Source organism: Marinactinospora endophytica (genome assembly GCF_054780875.1).
In genome coordinates this window covers 688,955-707,753 of the sequence record NZ_BAAGVM010000001.1, presented here as the reverse complement: position 1 = coordinate 707,753, position 18,799 = coordinate 688,955, and the positions used below count along the sequence as shown (strand labels likewise).

Genomic DNA, 18,799 nt, shown 5'->3' with positions numbered 1-18,799 from the left:
GTATCCCACGAGCGGGCACCGCAAACCTCCCAGGGGAGCTCCACGGCCGGGACAGCTTACAGACGCCCCTCCCGCCCCACGACACCCACCCCCGCAGACCCCTCTCCCCCTCATCCGACGTGCACGCCGGCCGGTCCTGCCGCGCCGCGCGCGCCCGGCGGCATGTCGCGACCGCGTCCTTGGCAGACGCGGGAACAGGTGACGGCTCACCGTGACGAAGAGCACACCCTTTCCCTTTAGTCACCAACTTCGCTCTTTGTCCTTTATGGACGTTATGTAGCTCTTTGTGGATCCGGTGCCACGTGTCGCTCCCCCGCCCCCTCGTTCTCCCGTCTCCCCCGCCCCGGTCCGACCCCGGCCCGCCTGGCCCTACGATTTCACCGATGACCGACCTTCCCCCGCAGCTGTCCGCCCTGCTTGAGGAGCAGGGCGTCGACGCCAGCCGTAGCCACCGCGTCCTCGCCGCCCTGGCCGACGGTGGCTGGTGGAGCGCCCGCGACCTCGTGCGCTCCACCGCCGTCGCCCACCGCCTCGTCGAACGGATCCTCGACGCCCTGGGCCCGGATCTCGAACACGACGGGCAGCGCGTGCGGTTGCGCGACGCCGCGGGCTACACCGTCTTCGACCGCCCCCTGCCCGCCGACCCCGTCGCCCACCTCGCCGGCCGGCACCCACGGGCCGCCGCCGAACTGCGCCGCCTCGTCGCCCAGGCCCCGGAGTCGCGAATCGACCTCGACCACGTCGCGGCCACCGCCGACACCGCGCTGCGCCGCGGCCTGTTCCTGGCCACCCGCTTCCACCTACCGGGAGCACGCCTCCTGTGCGTGGGCGACCACGACCTGACCTCCCTGGCCGCCACCCTGGTCGAACCCCGTCTGGAGGCCGTGGTCGTCGACGTCGACGAACGGATGCTCGACTACATCGACTCCGCCGCGGCCCGGCTGGACCTGCGGGTACGCTGCTACTTCGCCGACCTGCGACTGGGCCTGCCCGCCGCCGTGCGGGGACGGGCCGATCTGGTCTTCACCGACCCGCCCTACACCCCCGAGGGTGTTGAACTCTTCCTCCGCCGCGGTCTGGAGGGGCTCGCCTCCCCCGGCGACGGCCGGACCCTGCTCGCCTACGGCGCCAGCGAGACCACACCGGCCCTGGTCGCCCGCACCCAGGCCAGGCTGACCAGGCTCAACCTGGCGACCGAGGCGATCTGGCCGGACTTCAACCGCTACCTGGGGGCCGAGGGGATCGGCGCGGCCAGCGACCTGTACGTCCTGCGCGCCACCTCGCGCACCCCCGTCGGCACCGACGAACGCGAGGCCGCGCGGATCTACAGCCAGGGCTCCAACGCCAAGGAGGCGCGTGGCGGCCTCGCCCCGGACGCGGCCGGGGATCTGCTGGAACGTGTGGACGCCGACCTCGTGGTCGGCGCCTGGCCCAGCGCGGACCGTGACCTGCCGAGAGCACGGCTGTCCACCTGGTTCGCCTCCCCCGTCTCCGCGCACCGTGCCCTGGTCGACCTCACCGGCGGCTGGGAGCACCTGGCCGGCCGCGCGATCCTCGCCGGTCGCGCCCCCGAACTCCACGTGGTGGTCCCCTCCGCCTCGGCGGACGTGCGCGACCAGGCCGGCCAAGAGGCGCTGCGCCGCCTCGTCGCCCCCCTGTACGACCTACGTTTCCTGCGCGGTGTGCCCGACCCGCGGCACACCGTGATCCTGGCCCGCCGCCGTTCCGACAGGCCCGACGACACCCCCGGGCAACGCCTGCTGCGCCACTGCCAGGAGCGCGCGCACGGCTCCGTCGCGAGCGCCCTGCGCGAGGGCCTGATCCGCGTCGCCGCGGACCTGGGCCGGTCGATCAACAAGAAGACCGCGCGCACGTCCGTGGCCGCCGCCGCGCCGTGGCTGTCCGGGCACACCCTGCTGGATCTCCCCCTTCACCGGCTGGAACGGCTCGGTGAGGTGACCGACCTGCTCACCGCGGATCTGTGCACGCCCGGGTGAGTCGCCGAAGACGGCGATGGTCCTCGCGCCAAGGGCACGAGGACCATCGCGGAGGTCGTCACGGCGAGATCAGCCGACCGGGACCTCCGTACCCGTGCCGTCGAGAGTGCCGCCCTCGGTCCCCGGTGCCGCGTCGGTGCCCGTCGTGCCGGCCTCCGCGCCTGAGGACTCCGCCGCGCCTCCTTCGACGCCGAGCACGCTCTCGCGCTCCAGCACCCGGCGGTACAGCGGGAAGTCGAAGTTGCCCAGCGCGATCAGCGGCGAGGTCAGGTCCTCCCGCTCCTCCGGCGAGGTCGAGGCGAGCGGCTGGACCCAGGTCACGACGAGGTAGTGGCCGTTGACCGTGGCCTCGGCGGCGCTGTACCCGGAGCCGAGCTTGTCGAAGGGCTCATCGGTGCTCGGCGGGACGAGGAAACCGCTGGGCTCGGCCTCCTCCCCCTCGGGGAGCTCCATCGCCGCGGCGACCGCCTGGGCGGCCTCGGTGTCGCGCAGCTTGAACATCGCGGCGACGCCGACATGGTCGGCCGAGGTGTAGCCGCCCCGGGCGACCTGCGTACAGTCGGCCTCTTCCAGGGCCGCGACGAGGGCGTCACCCCACACCGCGTTCGCGCAGGTGTCGTCGAGCGCCTTGGCCGTCAGGGTGAACTCCAGCCCCTGGCTGTCGATCTTCTCGTTGCCCCGCTCGAACACCTCCGACTCCGCGAGGGGTCGGGGGTCATCCTCGCGGGAGGCCAGCATCTCGGTGGATTCCCCCGAGGAGTAGACCTGGTAGGCGGCGGGCACGGCCTGACGCGCCCCGCCCCCTCCGGTGAACTCCATCACCAGCACCACGGCGAGGGCGGCGACGGCCACGCCCAGCGCCACGAACAGCACCGGGAGGAGCCGTCCCCCGCGGCGCCCCTTACGGCCTGCGGGGGCCTCCTCGTCGCGGCGTCGGCGCGTGCCGCTCTTGCGTCGCGACGACGCCGCCGAACCGGGTTCGGCCCGGCCGGAACCGGCGGGCTTCCTCCGCCGGCCGGGGGAACCAGACGCGGACGAATCGACTGAAGACACCGGGACCTCTCGAAGGGTGGGGAACAGGGCGGGCGACCACACGGGTCAGGACGGGTGCGCTGGGGTCCGATCGGGGACATGCCCCATCGGTCCGGAATCCTAGCCGCATCCGCGCACGGGTCAGCCCTCGCCGCCGCCCTTCTCGGCGTCGCGGACCTCCTCGTAGACCGAGACCGCGGCGTCCATGGCGACGACGTTCACGGTGGCCATGGAGTCGTCATCGCGCGGCTCGCCGCCGTCGGCGCGGGCGACCCAGAACACCGCGAGGTAGTGGCCCATGACCTGGGCCGTGGCCTGGCTGTAGCCCTCGTTCAACCCCTTCATGTCGGTGTTGAGCGGGAGGACGAACCCCGGAGCCGAGGCCGGGTCGAGCTCATCTGCGACCTTGGCGGCGGACTCGGTGTCGGCGAGGTTGAACAGGGTGAACTGGGCCACGTAGGTGTCGTCCTGGTCCTGGTAGACCCCGCGGGCCGCGGAGTTGCAGGAACCGTCGGCGAGCGCCTGGGCGAGTTCGTCACCCCACACCGCGGCGGTGCAGGTGTCGGTCACCTCGGAGTCGCGCAGGGTGAGCTCGAACCCGTCGAGCTGGAGCTTCTCGCTGCCGGGACCGAACACCCTGTCCTGCTCCAGCGGCCCCGCGTCCTCGGTGCGCGTCGCGATGGGGGCGAAGATGTCCTGCTGTCCTTGGGCGTGGAACAGGTCGGGTTGCAGGGTGGAGTGCCCCTCGGGCGGCTCGACGATACGTGTCGTGGCCTGATCGGCCCGGCCCTCGGCCGGAACGAAGAGCTGGTAGCTCAACAGGCCCAGAAGAGCGATCAGGGCGACGCCGAACAGCCCCAGCAGGCCCCCCAGCAGGTAGGTGCCCCGCTTGCGCCGGCTCTGCTCGGCGAGGGAGTAGACGACCTGGCTGGGACGGTCGCCGAGCACGGTGACCTTGCGCAACGCCGAGGCGGAGAACTTCGAGACCTGTTCGATCGGCCCGCTGTTGGTGGTGGCCCGACGGCCGCGGCGGGCCCCCGAGGACACGGGGATGGGACCGGTCTTCGCCCGACGGCTGCCACGCCGCGTCGAACGGCCCGGACGGTCGGAGGGGGCGTCACCCGCGAGGTCGATGCCCTCGGGATCGGTACGCGCGAGCTCCTCGTCGTCGTAACGGTCGTCGTAACGGTCCTCGGCCTCGAAGGAGCCGTCGGAACGCCCCCGGCGCGGACCGGTCTGCTCTGCGTGGTCGGTTCTGCTCACGTGGGTACTCATCCGTCCCGCGAGGCCCCCGGCGCCGCGCTCGGCGCGGCGCTCGGGGACGGTCGCGTCATTCCTTCCGGTCGGCTCCCTCAGCGCGCTTGTCACCGTCGCGCTGTCGCGCCGTGGCCGGGTTGGTGGTGTCGGTCACTTCACTATCGGCGTCGACGCCGATGGGGACGACCCGGGTGGAGAAGCGGTCAAGCCGGCGTCCGGCCCACAGGAAGTAGGCCAGGGCGCCGAGGAACACCAGAATCGAGGTCCAGTTGTTCAGCCTCAGTCCCAGGATGTCGTGCGCCGGGTCGACTCGAAGATATTCGATCCAGAACCGCCCCACGCAATATCCCATGACGTAGAGGGCGAAGAGCCGCCCACCACGCATGTCGAACCGCCGTCCCGCCCAGGCGAGGAACACGGCCAGAACAAGGCACCACAGCGACTCGTACAGGAAGGTGGGGTGGTAGGTGGTCACCCCCGCCTCCATGCCGTCCCGCAGCATGCCGCTGGGGTAGGGGGAGACCTCCAGGGCCCACGGCAGGTCCGTGGGCGCGCCGAACAGCTCCTGGTTGAAGTAGTTCCCCCAACGCCCGAACGCCTGGGCGAGCGGGATCGTCGGCGCGATGGCGAACGACAACTGTGACATCGACAACCCGCGGCGGCGTGCCACGAGCCAGACGCCCAGCGCGCCCATGGGAATCGCGCCCCAGATCCCTAGGCCGCCCTCCCATATGAACAATGCCCGGATCGGTTCTTTTCCCGGACCGAAGTAAAGCTGGTAATCGGTGATGACGTGGTAGAGCCGGCCACCGACGAGACCGAGCAGGACCGCGGGGACCGCGAGGTCCATGATCGTGCCGGCCTGGCCTCCCATGGCCTGCCAGCGGCGCTCGCTCCAGTACACGGCGGCGATGACCCCCGCGAGAATGCACAGCGCGTAGAAGTGGATCGTCAGCGGCCCCAACTGGAAGGCGCTGACATCGGGGCTGGGAATGGCGGCGAGGGCGCGGCCGGTACCGGCCGCGCCCACGTCGATGGTCGACGGAATCGTCATTCGTCCGTTGTTTCCTTGGCGGTGGGAGGATCGCTGGGGTTGGTGGTGGGTGAGTCCCCATCGGCGAGCGGCTCGGTGTCGACCTGACCGGGGGACGCCGCCTCGACGGCATCGGTCAGGCCGTCGACGGTGTAGATGTCGTTGCCTTGGAGCTGACCGTTGATGTAGACCGACGGGGTGCCCTGGAAGGCATTCTCCCCGCTGCTGTAGCGGTCGTTGACCGCGGCGGTGGCGTCGAGCACCTCACCGACGTAGGTTCCGTCGAGGAAGGAGTCGTCCACCCCGTTGCCACGGCCCCACTCCATCAGCTCGTGCAGGCGCATGCCCGAGATCTCCTCGTCGGACATCTCGGCCTGGGCCTTCTCCACCAGGGCCGGATAGTAGTCGTTGACCCACTGGTCGACGATCGCGCTCTCGCTGTCGATGCGCTCGGCAAAGGCCGGGTCGGTGATGCCGGCCTCCTCGCCCCACTCCTTGAGCTCGTCGACGGAGAAGCCCTCGCGGCCCTCGGTCGGCTGGTTCTCGAACAGCAGGTCGTTGTACTCGACGAAGGCGCCGTGGTCGGCCGCTGCGCGGGCCGCCGCCGCGCCGCGCAGCGAATTGGTGCTGATGGGATCGGGGCGCTGCGAGAAGATCGACACCGGCCGGTAGTGGACGATGGCCTTCCCCTCGGCCGCGAGCTGCTTGAGGTTGTCGCCGTTGACGGCCTCGAACTGCCGGCAGGCCGGGCACTGGTAGTCGGCGTAGACCTCGACGACCGGGGCCTGCGCCCCCTCGGTGGCCATGACCACGCTGCCGTCCTGCTGGAGCGTGCGGGGGGCGAGGGCCCCGTCCCACTCGGAGGACTGTCCACGGGAGGACATGACCAGGTAGCCGACGCCCACGACCAGGGCGACGACGACGACCGCCGCGCCGATGATGGCCAGGAGCTTGTTGCGTTTGGCCCTTTGCTGCTGCTTCAGCCGCTCCTGCCTGAGTCGCTCGCGGGACTCGCGTCGCGACGCCTTGCTCATCAGCCGATCACCATTCCTCGTTAGGATCGTCCTCCGGCACGGCCGCCTTAGCCGCGCGGTGCCCTGGTCAGGGCGGGTCAACTAAAGTGGGCGGCGCGGTACCACGATGTGGGCCGCGGTACCGGCGCGCCTAGTCCTTGGACCGCTCGTCGCTCGAATACAGGCCGAGGGCGCTGTCGAGCGAGAACGGGGAGCGCGGCCAGAGCATGACGATACCGGCCAGCGCGGCGAATCCGATGTCGCGCAGGATGTCGACACCGTAGCGGGTCTCCCCCGGGGCCACCTGCCCTCCGGTGCCGAAGCAGCCGCAGTCGATGGTGAGCCCGCGCGCCCAGGCCGAGATGATCCCGGCGATGAACACGACCATCAGCAGGGCGGCGACGGCGGCCGTGTAGCGGCTGGCCAGCCCCACGAGGAGCAGCAGGGCCAGGGCGACCTCGAAGAAGGGCAGGGTGTAGCCGATGAACTGGTTCACCCCGTCGGGGAACAGCTCGTAGGCCTCGACCGCCTGCACCGACAGTGCCGGGGCCCCCATCTTGGAGATGCCGGCGTAGCCGAGCACGCCCACCAGGGCGAGACGGGCGACCAGGGTGATCCATGGTTGGACGGTCTGCCAACGGGACCGGCCCGCCCCGTCCTGGGGACGGGGCTCGGGCTCGGCCGGCGGATGTGGTTCGATCTCGGTGGACATGCCTTCCCCGGGGGACTCGTGGACGACGTGGGCCGCGCGCAGGGCGCCGCCATCTGCCCTCAGAGCCTACTGTGCGTCATGGATCGGTGACGAGGGGTTGACGGGATCGGTCCTCCCGCCGTCTCCGGTCGCCGATTGCAACACTAATGACCCCGTCTTCCTTCCGGTCATCGGGTCCCTGAGGGGGAGTGCCCCGACCGGCGGACCTCAGGCGCGCCCGCGTACCCCTTCGGCCAGCTCCTGGGCGAAGGAACGCACCGCGGTGAGCGCCGTCTCCAGGTCGGGGGCGTCCAGGACCCGTTGGCAGAAGCCCGCCCCGACGATGACCCCGTCGGCGTAACCGGCCACCTCTGCGGCCTGGGCCCCGTTCGAGATGCCCAGGCCGACGCAGATGGGCAGCCCGCTGCGTTGGGTCACCGCCCGGGTGCGGGTGACGAGCTCCTTGGCGGTCCCCGCGACCTGGGCCCGGGTGCCGGTGACCCCCATGAGCGAGGCGGCGTAGACGAAGCCGCGGCAGGCGTCGGTGGTCAGGGCCAGGCGCTCGTCGGTGGAGGAGGGGGCGACCAGGAAGACGCGGTCCAGGCCGGCGGCGTCGGTGGCCTCGATCCAGGGGCCGGCCTCCTCGGGCAGCAGGTCGGGGGTGATCACCCCCGATCCCCCCGCCGCGGCCATGTCGGCGGCGAAGCGGGTGACGCCGTAGCGGTCGATCGGATTCCAGTAGGACATGACGAGCGCGGCCGCGCCGGTGCGGGCGGTGGCCTCGACCACGCGCAGGACGTCCTTGGGGGTGGTCCCGGCGGCCAGCGCGCGATCGGCGGCCTTCTGGATGGTGGGGCCGTCCATGGTGGGGTCGGAGTAGGGCAGGCCGACCTCGATGACGTCACACCCTCCCTCGACCATGGCCTCGATGACCTTGATGGAGGACTCGACGTCGGGGAAGCCCGCCGGCAGGTAGCCGATCAGGGCGGCGCGGCCGGCCTCGCGCGCCTCGCCCAGCCTGCGCTGCAGTGTGGTGGCGCTCACGCCTGCTCCTCCTTGTCGGCCACGAGCCCGAAGTAGGCCGCGGCGGTGTTGACGTCCTTGTCACCGCGTCCGGAGAGGTTGACCAGGATGGTCGCCTCCGGTCCGAGCTCGGCGCCGATCCGGCGGGCGCCGGCCAGCGCGTGCGCGCTCTCGATGGCGGGGATGATGCCCTCGGTGCGGCACAGCAGCCGGAACGCCTCCATGGCCTCGGCGTCGGTGACGGGGGCGTAGGTGGCCCGTCCGCTGTCGGCGAGCCAGGCGTGTTCGGGACCGACGGCCGGATAGTCCAGGCCGGCGGAGATCGAGTGGCTGGGCACGGTCTGGCCGTACTCGTCCTGGAGCACGTAGGTGCGGGCTCCCTGGAAGACGCCCGGGGAACCGCCGGTGATGGAGGCGGCGTGGCGACCGCTGTCCACCCCGTCGCCCCCCGCCTCGAAGCCGTAGAGGCGGACCTGCTCGTCGGGGATGAAGGCGGCGAAGATGCCGATCGCGTTGGAGCCTCCGCCCACGCACGCGGCGACGGCGTCGGGAAGCCGCCCGGTCAGGTCGAGGACCTGCTCGCGGGCCTCCGCCCCGATGACGTAGTGCAGGTCGCGGACCATCGCCGGGAAGGGGTGCGGACCGGCGACCGTCCCCAGGAGGTAGTGGGTGTGGTCCACGTTGGCGACCCAGTCACGGAACGCCTCGTTGACGGCGTCCTTGAGGGTGCGGCTGCCGACCGTGACCGGGACGACCTCGGCGCCGAGCATGTGCATGCGGGCGACGTTGAGCGCCTGGCGGCGGGTGTCCTCCTCGCCCATGTAGATCACGCAGTCCAGGCCGAGCAGGGCGCAGGCGGTCGCGGTGGCCACGCCGTGCTGTCCGGCGCCGGTCTCGGCGATGACGCGGGTCTTGCCCATCCGCTTGGTCAGCAGGGCCTGTCCCAGCACGTTGTTGATCTTGTGGGACCCCGTGTGGTTGAGGTCCTCGCGCTTGAGCAGGATCCGGGCCCCGCCACAGTGGCGGCTGAAGTTGCGGGCCTCGGTCAGCGGGCTGGGCCGTCCGGTGTAGCTCGCCAGGAGTTCCTTCAGTTCCGCCTGGAACTGGGGATCCTGCTTGGCCTTCTCCCAGGCCGCGGCGACCTCGTCAAGGGCCGCCACGAGGGCTTCGGGGCTGAAACGGCCGCCGTAGACGCCGTAGTGTCCGCCGGCGTCGGGAAACGCGGCGGACGGTTCGGTGGTGCTCATCTTGGCTCTCCAGGACCGCGCGGGTCCGTCGGGGACGCTGCGCGGGATATCGACGGGAAGGCGCGGCACGCGGGCGACACGGAGCGCGGACGTGCCGGCCGGATCGGCACGGCGACGGGAGCCCGCGGCGGCAGGTGCCGGACCGCGGGCTCCCTAGAGCCATCGACGCTCGTGGCGCCGGGAGGCGGCGGGGCGCGAGGACATCGGCACGGTCAGTGCCGATCCCTCAGCGCGGGGTGCGCGCCGGCGGTGACGAGGTCGGCGACGGCGTCGCGCGGGTTGCGCCCGATCACCAGGCTCTCGCCGACCAGGACCGCGTCGGCGCCCGAACTGGCGTAGGCCAGCAGGTCGTGGGGCCCCCGGACACCCGACTCGGCGATCTTGATGCGGTCGTCGGGGATCAGCGGCGCGAGCCGGGCGAAGGTGGAGCGGTCGACCTTGAGGGACTTGAGGTCGCGCGCGTTGACGCCGATGACGGTGGCCCCGGCGTCGAGGGCGCGCTCGACCTCCTCTTCGGAGTGGACCTCGACGAGCGGGGTCAGCCCCAACGACTCGGCCCGCTCGACCAGGGAGACCAGCGCCTCCTGGGGCAGGGCCGCGACGATCAGCAGCACCGCGTCGGCACCGTGGACCCGCGCCTCCCACAACTGGTAGGAGCTGACCACGAAGTCCTTGCGCAGCAGCGGGGTCTCGACCGCGGCCCGCACGGCCGCGAGGTCGTCGAGGCTCCCCCCGAAGCGCCGCTGTTCGGTCAGGACGCTGATCATGCAGGCGCCCCCGGCCGCGTAGTCGCGGGCGAGCGCGGCGGGGTCGGCGATGGCGGCCAAGGCCCCCTTGGACGGGCTGGAGCGCTTGACCTCGGCGATGACCTGGACGCCCGGGCTGCGCAGCGCGGCGACGACGTCCTTGGGCCACGGCACGGAGGCTGCCTTCTCCTTGAGCCGCTCCAGAGGTGTGGCGGCCTGCCGATCCGCGAGATCGGCGCGTACTCCGTCGAGGATCTCGTCGAGCACGCTCACGTGAGACTGCCCCCTCCATGTTGCCTGTCGGTTGTGGCTGTGACCGTCGGCATCCACGGGCGCGGACGGGCCCGGCGGGCGGCGTCACGGACGTCGGTCGCGGATACGCGAAGGACACGGACCCGGCGTCGTCGTGAAATCGTCACGCGCCGTGCCCGTGTCCCGATCGTATCGAGCCCGCCCGGGATGTGGGTCACCGACTCCGGAAACGGCCGCCAAAGGCCCGCATCGACGGGTCACCTGGTATCCCGGCCGGGGGCGCCAGGTCACCCGGGGGCGAGGAAGGCCGCGAAGGGAAGGTTGCGCAGGATCCAGAAGCCGACGATCGCCACGAGCAGGACCCACAGCCAGAAGGGGTGCAGGACCCGGGCGGGGCGTTGCGACGGCCGGAAGGAACGGTACAGCCAGCGGACGTAGCCGACCGCGAGGAAGGGGAGCAACGCCACGGTCAGGACGTTCATCTGGAGCGCGCCGACCAGATCGAGCTCGGTCAGCGCGTGCACGCAGCGCATGGTGCCGCATCCGGGACAGAACGTCCCGGTCACCATCAGCCAGGGACACGTCGGATAGTGACCGGGCTCGTTGGGGTCGACGAAGTGGACCATGGTGGCGGCGGCCAGGCCGGCCACCCCTACGAGCAGCGGCGCCGCCGCGGGATGCGAACGGCGCCGAAGACGCTCAAATGCCCGAAGGAACATCAGTAGTAGGTCGGCGTCGCGGCGAACAGGGCGCCGAAGAAGAGGATGTAGCAGATCCAGAAGACCACGTGCAGCGCGGAGCCGACCAGGCCGATGATGCCGAACAGCTTCGCCTTGTCCGAGGCCTCCTGCGCCCCCTGGAAGTCACCGATCCTCCAGCGGCTGCTGACCTGAAGGGAGAAGATCAGGCTGATGATGCCGAAGAGGGTGCAGCACAGGAGGGAGACGATCGCCGCCCACATCCAGTTGTTCGGCGGGTCGCCGGCCGGCTGTCCGCCCGGGTATCCCCCGCCGGGGTAACCACCGGAGGGGTAGCCGCCGGAGGGCGGAGGTCCGTAGCCACCGGGGTTCTGCGGACCGGAAGGGGGGCCATAGCTCATGGTCGGTGTTTCTTTCCTGAGACGGTTTCGGAGTTGATGCGCCGCGTATCCGAGGAACACCGCCAACAGGGGGCAAGGTTGGGGACACGGAGCAGCACGCGTCGCGAGCAGACCGAATCATGCCAGACTTCAGGGGAAAAACCGACATGGTTCTTGAGTCGATATGATCTCACTCTGCTCGCGACGTACGCTCCCACCAGAGGAGACGTGACCCGCCGCCTAGGCGCCGTGGGTCACTTGCTCGTCGCGGCGACCGGGGCGTCGTCCTTGCCGGTCTCCTTGCCCTCACCGGATCCGGTGACGGCCTCGGCGGCCTTCTCGACGACCTTCTCGGCCGGGGTCTGCAGGCGCTCCCACTCCTCGCGGGTCATCGGAACCGGACGCGGGGTCTTGCGGCCCAGGCCCGCCTTCTTCATGCCGCCGGCGATCACCGCGCACACGATGCTGCCGACCAGGGCGATGGCGGTCCAGGTGATCAGGCTGCTGCCGAGGACGATGAACACGGCGGCCACCGACCACAGCACGATCCAGGAGAGGGTCAGGAACCAGGCGGAGAGGGTGTTGCCGTGGTCGTCGTGGTGTTCGTCGGCCATCAACGCTCCTTCGAGTCGGCGTTATCGTCGGATGCCGTCGTCCCGGAGGCGCCCGTCGCACCGTCTGGGCAGGCGTCCGGGTCCCGGGAGGGATCGGCGGTGGGATCGGCCCCGCTGTCGAACGACTTCCACAGATCGGCGGGGTCACCGGTGGAGGCCGCGCGCGGGGCACTGTGGCGATCGTACCTGCTGCTCATGGCGGGCCACGCAGCACCCCGGACCGCGGTGAGCAGGCCCACCGCGACCAGGAGCAGGGCCGCCACCGCACCGATCCAGGGCCACAGCGGCTCGGTGACGGGGGTGGTGACATCGCCTTCGGCGGTCGCGACCCCGGCCGCCACCTCGACGATGTGGCCGGGGCGGGTGCCGCGCCACAGGTCGACCAGCGCGACCACGCCGAACAGGGCGATCAGCACGCCGACCAGCCGGCGGGCCACCCCGCGCGTGGCCACGACCGCGGCGAGCGCGGCGAGGCAGGCCCAGCCCAGCGCCGCGGCGGTGGGACTGAGCAGGTCGGCCTGGACCACAATGGGGGCGGGGGCGAGTGGTCCGGGCACCTCGACCGCGGCCCGCGCCCAGGGCCGGCCCGTGGCGGCGAGCAGGCCCGCGGCGCCCACGGTGATCAGGGCGAGGACGAGGGTGTACTCGCGGCGCCGCCGCGCGGGAACCGCGTTCACGGGCGGGCGGCGTCGGCCAACGGCAGGACGCCGGCGTCGAAGCAGGTACGGTCACCCGTGTGGCAGGCGACGCCGACCTGGTCGACGCGGACCAGCAACGTGTCGCCGTCGCAGTCCAGCGCCACCGAGACGACGTGCTGAGGGTTGCCCGAGGTCTCCCCCTTGACCCAGTACTCGCCACGGCTGCGCGACCAGTAGGTGGCCCGCCGGGTGGCGAGGGTGCGCGCCAGCGCCTCGTCGTCCATCCAGGCCAGCATGAGCACCTCTCCGGTGTCGTGCTGCTGGACGACGGCGGGCACCAGGCCGTCGGGGGTTCGCTTCAGCCGGGCCGCGATGGCGGGGTCGAGGTCCCGCTCGTAGGACCCGTTCCCGGAGGGACGTGCGCTCATGGAGTCCACCCTATGACCGTGTCCGGGGAGGTCGTCGCGGGGGCGTGGGTCCGTCCGGCGGGGACCACGGGTGACAATGGCCATAGGCGCCGTGCCCCACCGTGTCGCCGTCCCCGTTCCCGACCCACAGGAGACCCGTGACCGCCCAGCAACTCGCCGCCGACCTGGCCGGCAAACCGGACGCGTTGACCGGCCTGGCCGACCGTCTGGCCCGCCACGACCCCTACGCCGCGTTGCCGTCGCTGCTGGAGGACGAGCCGGCCACCGTCCTGTTGCTGGGAACCGGCGCCGCGCGGCACGCCTGCGCGGCGGCCGCCGCGCGGATGCGTCTGGTGGGACTGGGCGCGGTCGCCGAACACGCCTCGGCCGCCGAGTCCGTTCCGGCCGGCCCCGACACGTTGGTGGTCGCGGTCTCGCTGGGCAGCGGACAGCTCGAACTGTGCGGCGCCCTGGAACGCTACGTCGAACGCTCGCCGATCGTCGTGCTGGCGAACGATCCCCACGCCCCCGTGGCGCGCTACGCCGACGTGCTGGTGCCGCTGTTGGCCGGGCAGGAGAAGAGCGGCCTGGCCTGTCGGGCCTACCAGCACGCGCTGGCCCTGCTGCTCCTGCTCGGTCACCGGCTCGGCGCACCCCAGCTGGGGGCCGGCAACGACCTCTCGGTGACCTTGCGCCGGGTCGCCAACGCCAGTTCCGACCTGCTGGGACGGGCCCGGTCCTGGTTGCCGGAGGTGGCGTCGGTCCTGGCGGGGGCGGGCGGGCCGGGGCCGGTGCACCTGGTCGCCCCCGCCGACCGGCTCGCCTCGGCCTGGCAGGCGGCGCTGGCCATGCGGCACGGGCCGGTCGTCGCCGCGTACGCCTGCGAGAGCGGCGAGTGGTCGCACACCGACCGCTTCCTCGCCGCGATCGAGGACTACCGCGCGCTGCTCTTCACCGGTTCGGCCTACGACGACCGGGTGGCCGAACAGCTTCTCCAGCTTCGCGGCACCTTCGTCGCGGTGGGAGGCGAGGTGACGGGGGCCGCCGCGCAGGTGCGCTATCTCGGCGACACCGACCCCGACGTGCGCCTGCTGACCGAGCCGATCGTCGGCGAGCTGCTCGCGGCGCACTGGTGGGCGGGCCGACCGGTGTGAGACCGGTGGCCCGCCACGGCGGGTTCACGCCGAGCTGCGCACCCACGAAGCGTGCAGGTCGGCGTAGACACCGGGACGTCCGACCAATTCGGCGTGGGAGCCGCGCTGCGCGACACGTCCGGCGTCGAAGACGAACACCTCGTCGGCCGCCTCGGCCGTGGACAGCCGGTGGGCGATGGTGACGGAGGTGCGACCGGCGGTGAGGCGGTCCAGGGCGCGTTGGATGCGCACCTCGGTCGCCGGATCCACCGCCGAGGTCGCCTCGTCCAGGACCAGCAGGTCGGGGTCGGCGATGTAGGCCCGTACCAGGGCGACGAGCTGGCGTTCACCCGCCGACAGCGACTCGCCGCGCTGGCCAACGGGCGTGTCCAGTCCGTGGGCGAGGCCGGCGAGCCAGTCGGACAGCCCGAGGTCGGTGATCGCGGCCTCCAGTTCGGCGTCGCCGGCGTCGGGCCGGGCGAAGCGGATGTTGTCGCCGAGCGAGCTGTCGAAGAGGAACCCCTCCTGGGGGACCATGACCACACGCCGGCGCAGCGAGGAGAAGGCGACGCGGCGCAGGTCGACCCCGTCGAGGTGGACGGTCCCCTCGGTGGGGTCCATGAGGCGGGTGAGGAGCTTGACGAAGGTCGTCTTGCCGGAGCCGGTCTCGCCGACCACGGCGACGCGGGTACCGGGCCGGATCTCCTCGTCCACCTCGTCGAGCACGGTGGGACCGCCGGGATAGGCGTAGGAGACCCGTTCGAAACGCACCCCCACGGGGCCCCGCGGGAGTTGGACGCCGTCCTCTCCCGGGTCGGCGACGTCGGGAACGGTGTCGAGCACACCGAGGACCCGCCGCCAGCCGGCGATCGCGTTCTGCGCCTCGTTGAAGATCTCGGTGGCCATGACCATCGGCGACACGAAGAGCGTCACCAGGAACAGGAACGCCACGAGCTCGCCCGCCGTGAGGTCGCCGGCCACCCCCAGGAGCACGCCGACGACGATCACCGCGGCGTTGGCGACGGCGGCGACGAACTCGGCGAACGGCGAGATCGCCATGGACAGGCGCTGGGCCTTGACCTGGGCCCGGCGGGTGGCCAGCACGGTCTGGTCGATGCGCCGGCCGGTGCGCTCCTCGGTCGCGTGCGCGCGGATGACGGCGGCGCCCACGACGGTCTCGGAGATCGCGCCGAGCATGTCGCCGGTGCGCTCGCGCACCTTCAGGTAGGCCTTGGAGAGCTTGACCTGCAACCAGCGCGCGCCGAAGAGCAGCGGCAGGAAGCACACCCACACCAGGATCGTCAGCTGCCAGGAGTAGACCGCCATCAGCACGGTGGCGATGAGCAGCTGACCACTGCTGACGATCAGCAGGATGCCGCCCCACTGCATGAACGTGCTGATCTGGTCGACGTCGGAGGTGACCCGCGAGACCAGCGCCCCGCGCCGCTCGCTGTTTTGGGTCAGCACCGACAGGTCGTGCACGTGGCGGAACGCCTTGCGGCGCAGTGTCGCCAGACCGGACTCGGTGGCCCGGTACAACCGCACGTTCATCAGGTAGGAGCAGAAGCCGGTGACCACGATCAGCGCCGAGCAGACGGCCACCGCCGCGGCGACGAAACCGAGGTCGGGGTCACCTCCGGGCTGGAGTCCCCGATCGATGATCTGCTGGATCGCCAGGGGGACGACGACCTTGCCCACCGTCGCGATCACCGCGAACAGCAACGTCAGGCCGATCCCCCGGGTGAACTCCGGCGACAGCCGCAGGCCCCTGCGGAGGGTGGCGAGCGCGGAGTCGGAGGAGCGGCCCAGCATCGCCGTCCCCTCCCGGACCGCGGGACGCTCGGGGGCGTCGTCGGGCTCGACTCGGGTGCGCGCCGGGGCGCTCATCGCACGACCTCCTCGGTGTCGTCGCCGGCGGCCTGGGCGGCGCGCTGTTCGGCGGCTCGTTCGTAGGCGGTGACCAGCCGCCGGTAACCAGGCGAGCGGTCGAGCAGTTCGGCGTGGGTGCCACGGTCGCGGACCGTCCCCTGCTCCAGGTAGACGACCTCGTCGGCGAGTTCGATGGTGGCCCTGCGATAGGCGACGACCACGACCGTTGCGGCCAGGTCGGTGTCACGCAGGCCGGCGAGGATCCGCGCCTCGATCTGCGGGTCGACGGCGGAGGTCGCGTCGTCGAGGATGAGCAGCCGTGGGGAGCGCACGATCGCCCGCGCCAGGGCGAGGCGCTGGCGCTGTCCGCCCGACAGGGAGGCCCCCCGCTCCCCCAGACGGGTGTCGAGCGCTTCGGGCAGCGCGGCGACGAAGGAGTCGGCGTGGGCCAGACGCAGGGCGGCCCACACCCGTTCGTCGTCGATGTCGGCGCCGAGCGTGACGTTGTCGCGCACGCTGTCCTCGAAGACGAACGTGCTCTGGGGGACGAGCGCCGCCACGCGGGCGATCTCTCCCCTGGCGAGGTCGCGGACGTCGACGCCGTTGAAGGCGACGGTGCCGGAGTCGGGGTCGACCAGGCGCATGAGCAGGGAGGTCAGCGTGGATTTGCCGGCACCGGTGGAGCCGACCAGGGCGATCGTGCGCCCGGGGCTGAGTTCGAAGCTGACGTCGCGCAGCACCGTGGTGCGGGGGTGGGCGTGCTCCTCCGTCGAGGCGGTGTCGGTGAGGTCGCGTCCGGGCTCGGCGTACCCGTCCTCGTAGGAGAAGCCGACCCCGTTGACCTCGACGCGCAAGCCGCCCTCGCCGTCCAGGCGCGTCGTCCCGTGCTCCATGCTCCCCCGGGCCGACAGGACGGCCTGGACCCGGTTCCAGCCGACGACGCTGCGCGGCAGGTCGCCGAGCAGCCAGCCCAGGGAGCGGATCGGCAGGGTCAGCAGGGTGAACAGGTAGGAGATCTCGACGAGGTCGCCGGCCGCGATCTCGCCCTGGGACAGCCGCCAGGTACCGACGAGCAGGACGGCGAGCACCCCGATGTTGGGCAGCGACTCGATGATCGGGTCGAAGGCTCCGCGCATCCGGCCGACCTGGATCTGGGCGTCGCGCAGCCGGTGCGCCGCGCCGGTGAACCGTTCGGTCTCGGTGTCCTCGCGGCCGAGCGTCTTGACCACGAGGGCGCCGTCGAAGGATTCGTGGGCGACCTCGCTGACCTGGGCGCGCAGCGCCTGCGCCCGGGTGGCCAGTGGGGAGACCCGGCGCTGGAAGAGGTAGTTGAGCAGGGCCAGCACGGGGAAGACGACGAACCCGACGACGGCGATCACCGGATCGGTGAGGAGCATCGAGACCGCGGCGATGACGAGCATGAACAGGCTGCCGATGACCATCGGCAGCGGGGCGAGGGGCTGCCAGGCCGCCTCGACGTCGGCGTTGGCGTTGGACAGCAGTTGGCCGGTGGGGTGGCGGTGGTGCCAGGCCAGGGGAAGGTCCAGGTACCTGCGCGCGACGGAGCGCCGGTAGCGGGCCTGCATGCGGAACTGCATGAGACCGGCGTACAGGCGCCGTGCCGCCAGTCCGAGCGCCTTGCCCACCCCGACCCCGAGGGTCAGCGCGGCGGCGACGGCCAGTGCCGCCGCTGTCGTGCGTCCCTCTTCGAAGGCCGGCAGGATGACGGAGTCGGTGATGTGCCCGAGGACACTCGCGGAGGCCACGCTGAGCCCGGCGTGCAGCGCGCTGCCGATGACGGCGATCGCGAACACCCACGGTTCGGTGCGGATGGAGACCCCGAGCACGTACAGTCCCCGCCGCAACACCCGGGAGTCCACTGCGGGCGGTTGTCTGTTTACTCCCGGTGACATGCGTTCCCCCAGTTTCGTTGTCGGCGGTCCGGACAAGCCGGATGCCGCCAGTTCGGACGTGGCGGCATCGATCACACGCTACTCCGGCGGCCGGATATGGCACACCGATTTGTTCAGCACCGTCCCATGAAGACCTATTCCGCACTGTGGCCGGCCGCCCCGTCAGGGGCGACCGGCCACGGGACCGCAGGGTCCGGTCGGGGGTGCGGCTCACGCTCCGCCGCTGACCAGCGCCCTCCAGGTGATGGGGCCGACGATGCCGTCGGCGGCGACCCCGGCGCTCTTCTGGAACTCCCGGACGGCGTCGCGCAGCGCCTCGTCGTAGGTGCCGGTCACCGACACCTCGGCGCCGTGGAGGTGGGCGAGCAGGTACTGGATCGCCTTGACGTGCTCGCCGCTCATCCCCAGGCTCACCTCGCCGAAGGCGCCACCGCTGAGCCGCCCCCAGGTCTCCTGCCCGAGGACACCGTCCTCGGGCAGGTGGCGGTCGGCCTGGAAGGCCTTGACGGCCGCGGTGAGCTCCTTGGTGAACTTCTCGTCGGCCTTCTCCTTGTAGTGGCCGGTCCACCTCAGCAGGTGGGAGGCCGCGGCGATCTGGGGAGCGGAGTCGCCCTCCTTGTACTCCGGCCAGGGCAGCGCCCGGAGCTCGGCGCTGCTCCCCATAGGCGCGGGGGCCTCCTCGGCGAGCGCCGCGGGCGCGCCGGTGAGACCGAGCGCGAACGCGATCGCGCCGCTGGCCAAAACGGTGGTGGTCCTGGAATGCGTCATCTGTTGTTCTCCCTGTAGGCAGCGCCGTGCGGTCATATCGTCGGGGCGCTCCGCTCCCCGTCCGGGCCCGCCCCTCAACACCGACTTC

At 71.7% G+C, this 18,799-nt stretch carries 17 protein-coding genes and 1 pseudogene; 2 read left to right on the top strand and 16 right to left on the bottom strand.

Annotation, left to right across the window (positions count from 1 at the left end):
* The first annotated feature begins 383 nt into the window (after positions 1–383).
* On the top strand, positions 384–1,997 hold the full coding sequence (locus ACYVHU_RS03160) for a bis-aminopropyl spermidine synthase family protein (RefSeq protein ID WP_498947429.1): 1,614 nt from the start codon (positions 384–386) through the stop codon (positions 1,995–1,997).
* 69 nt (positions 1,998–2,066) lie between these two features.
* On the opposite strand, the gene ACYVHU_RS03155 is transcribed toward ACYVHU_RS03160, so the two are convergent.
* From ACYVHU_RS03155 to hisI, 13 genes and pseudogenes are all read right to left on the bottom strand, one after another.
* The gene (locus ACYVHU_RS03155; RefSeq protein WP_144290660.1) at positions 2,067–2,870 is read right to left on the bottom strand and encodes a hypothetical protein; all 804 of its coding nucleotides are present in this window, start codon (positions 2,868–2,870) and stop codon (positions 2,067–2,069) included.
* Between the two features lie 300 nt (positions 2,871–3,170).
* Complete coding sequence (locus ACYVHU_RS03150) at positions 3,171–4,292, bottom strand: hypothetical protein (protein ID WP_144290661.1); 1,122 nt, start codon at positions 4,290–4,292, stop codon at positions 3,171–3,173.
* A gap of 90 nt (positions 4,293–4,382) precedes the next feature.
* Positions 4,383–5,340 (bottom strand): annotated as a pseudogene (gene lgt, locus ACYVHU_RS03145) (prolipoprotein diacylglyceryl transferase); the annotation flags it as partial.
* Positions 5,337–6,353, bottom strand: a complete 1,017-nt coding sequence (locus ACYVHU_RS03140; RefSeq protein ID WP_078759892.1) for a DsbA family protein — start codon at positions 6,351–6,353, stop codon at positions 5,337–5,339. The pseudogene lgt and the gene ACYVHU_RS03140, both read right to left, overlap by 4 nt.
* 130 nt (positions 6,354–6,483) lie before the next feature.
* Positions 6,484–7,044 carry a MauE/DoxX family redox-associated membrane protein gene (locus ACYVHU_RS03135; protein ID WP_078759893.1) on the bottom strand — a complete coding sequence of 187 codons (561 nt, stop codon included), beginning with the start codon at positions 7,042–7,044 and terminating at the stop codon, positions 6,484–6,486.
* A gap of 207 nt (positions 7,045–7,251) precedes the next feature.
* The gene (gene trpA / locus ACYVHU_RS03130) at positions 7,252–8,067 is read right to left on the bottom strand and encodes a tryptophan synthase subunit alpha (RefSeq protein ID WP_078759894.1); all 816 of its coding nucleotides are present in this window, start codon (positions 8,065–8,067) and stop codon (positions 7,252–7,254) included.
* A complete protein-coding gene (trpB, locus tag ACYVHU_RS03125) occupies positions 8,064–9,293 on the bottom strand; it encodes a tryptophan synthase subunit beta (RefSeq protein WP_078759895.1) in 1,230 nt (409 codons plus the stop codon). Before trpB ends, trpA begins: the two co-directional genes overlap by 4 nt.
* Positions 9,294–9,505: 212 nt before the next feature.
* Positions 9,506–10,312 (bottom strand): indole-3-glycerol phosphate synthase TrpC, encoded by an 807-nt coding sequence (trpC, locus tag ACYVHU_RS03120; RefSeq protein WP_078759896.1) that lies wholly within the window; start codon positions 10,310–10,312, stop codon positions 9,506–9,508.
* Between the two features lie 266 nt (positions 10,313–10,578).
* Positions 10,579–11,010, bottom strand: a complete 432-nt coding sequence (locus ACYVHU_RS03115; protein ID WP_078759897.1) for a DUF2752 domain-containing protein — start codon at positions 11,008–11,010, stop codon at positions 10,579–10,581.
* Entirely contained in the window at positions 11,010–11,390 is a 381-nt protein-coding gene (locus tag ACYVHU_RS03110) for a CD225/dispanin family protein (RefSeq protein ID WP_078759898.1), read from the bottom strand. Before ACYVHU_RS03110 ends, ACYVHU_RS03115 begins: the two co-directional genes overlap by 1 nt.
* 233 nt (positions 11,391–11,623) lie before the next feature.
* A complete protein-coding gene (locus tag ACYVHU_RS03105; RefSeq protein ID WP_432935829.1) occupies positions 11,624–11,983 on the bottom strand; it encodes an HGxxPAAW family protein in 360 nt (119 codons plus the stop codon).
* Positions 11,983–12,660, bottom strand: coding sequence for a Trp biosynthesis-associated membrane protein (locus ACYVHU_RS03100; protein WP_078759900.1), 678 nt, complete (start codon positions 12,658–12,660; stop codon positions 11,983–11,985). Before ACYVHU_RS03100 ends, ACYVHU_RS03105 begins: the two co-directional genes overlap by 1 nt.
* The gene (gene hisI, locus ACYVHU_RS03095; RefSeq protein ID WP_078759901.1) at positions 12,657–13,049 is read right to left on the bottom strand and encodes a phosphoribosyl-AMP cyclohydrolase; all 393 of its coding nucleotides are present in this window, start codon (positions 13,047–13,049) and stop codon (positions 12,657–12,659) included. The genes ACYVHU_RS03100 and hisI overlap by 4 nt, the downstream gene beginning before the upstream one ends.
* 137 nt (positions 13,050–13,186) lie before the next feature.
* On the opposite strand from hisI, the gene ACYVHU_RS03090 reads away from it, so the two are divergent.
* Positions 13,187–14,182, top strand: coding sequence for an SIS domain-containing protein (locus ACYVHU_RS03090; RefSeq protein ID WP_078759902.1), 996 nt, complete (start codon positions 13,187–13,189; stop codon positions 14,180–14,182).
* Positions 14,183–14,206: 24 nt separating this feature from the next.
* Here the strand turns inward: ACYVHU_RS03090 and ACYVHU_RS03085 are convergent, their stop codons facing one another.
* The 3 genes from ACYVHU_RS03085 to ACYVHU_RS03075 all read right to left on the bottom strand — a co-directional run bounded on the left by ACYVHU_RS03085 (position 14,207) and on the right by ACYVHU_RS03075 (position 18,711).
* Complete coding sequence (locus ACYVHU_RS03085; protein ID WP_078759903.1) at positions 14,207–16,048, bottom strand: ABC transporter ATP-binding protein; 1,842 nt, start codon at positions 16,046–16,048, stop codon at positions 14,207–14,209.
* Complete coding sequence (locus ACYVHU_RS03080) at positions 16,045–17,943, bottom strand: ABC transporter ATP-binding protein (protein WP_078759904.1); 1,899 nt, start codon at positions 17,941–17,943, stop codon at positions 16,045–16,047. The genes ACYVHU_RS03085 and ACYVHU_RS03080 overlap by 4 nt, the downstream gene beginning before the upstream one ends.
* Positions 17,944–18,153: 210 nt before the next feature.
* The gene (locus ACYVHU_RS03075) at positions 18,154–18,711 is read right to left on the bottom strand and encodes a peptidoglycan-binding domain-containing protein (RefSeq protein WP_159457204.1); all 558 of its coding nucleotides are present in this window, start codon (positions 18,709–18,711) and stop codon (positions 18,154–18,156) included.
* Positions 18,712–18,799: the final 88 nt, after the last annotated feature.

Excerpts from the sequence above, each read along its gene's own strand:
- ACYVHU_RS03160 (WP_498947429.1), top strand. The coding sequence starts at position 384 with ATGACCGACCTTCCCCCGCAGCTGTCCGCCCTGCTTGAGGAGCAGGGC.
- ACYVHU_RS03140 (WP_078759892.1), bottom strand. The coding sequence starts at position 6,353 with ATGAGCAAGGCGTCGCGACGCGAGTCCCGCGAGCGACTCAGGCAGGAG.
- ACYVHU_RS03135 (WP_078759893.1), bottom strand. The coding sequence starts at position 7,044 with ATGTCCACCGAGATCGAACCACATCCGCCGGCCGAGCCCGAGCCCCGT.
- trpB (WP_078759895.1), bottom strand. The coding sequence starts at position 9,293 with ATGAGCACCACCGAACCGTCCGCCGCGTTTCCCGACGCCGGCGGACAC.
- ACYVHU_RS03115 (WP_078759897.1), bottom strand. The coding sequence starts at position 11,010 with ATGTTCCTTCGGGCATTTGAGCGTCTTCGGCGCCGTTCGCATCCCGCG.
- ACYVHU_RS03110 (WP_078759898.1), bottom strand. The coding sequence starts at position 11,390 with ATGAGCTATGGCCCCCCTTCCGGTCCGCAGAACCCCGGTGGCTACGGA.
- ACYVHU_RS03105 (WP_432935829.1), bottom strand. The coding sequence starts at position 11,983 with ATGGCCGACGAACACCACGACGACCACGGCAACACCCTCTCCGCCTGG.
- hisI (WP_078759901.1), bottom strand. The coding sequence starts at position 13,049 with ATGAGCGCACGTCCCTCCGGGAACGGGTCCTACGAGCGGGACCTCGAC.
- ACYVHU_RS03085 (WP_078759903.1), bottom strand. The coding sequence starts at position 16,048 with ATGAGCGCCCCGGCGCGCACCCGAGTCGAGCCCGACGACGCCCCCGAG.
- ACYVHU_RS03080 (WP_078759904.1), bottom strand. The coding sequence starts at position 17,943 with ATGTCACCGGGAGTAAACAGACAACCGCCCGCAGTGGACTCCCGGGTG.
- ACYVHU_RS03075 (WP_159457204.1), bottom strand. The coding sequence starts at position 18,711 with ATGACGCATTCCAGGACCACCACCGTTTTGGCCAGCGGCGCGATCGCG.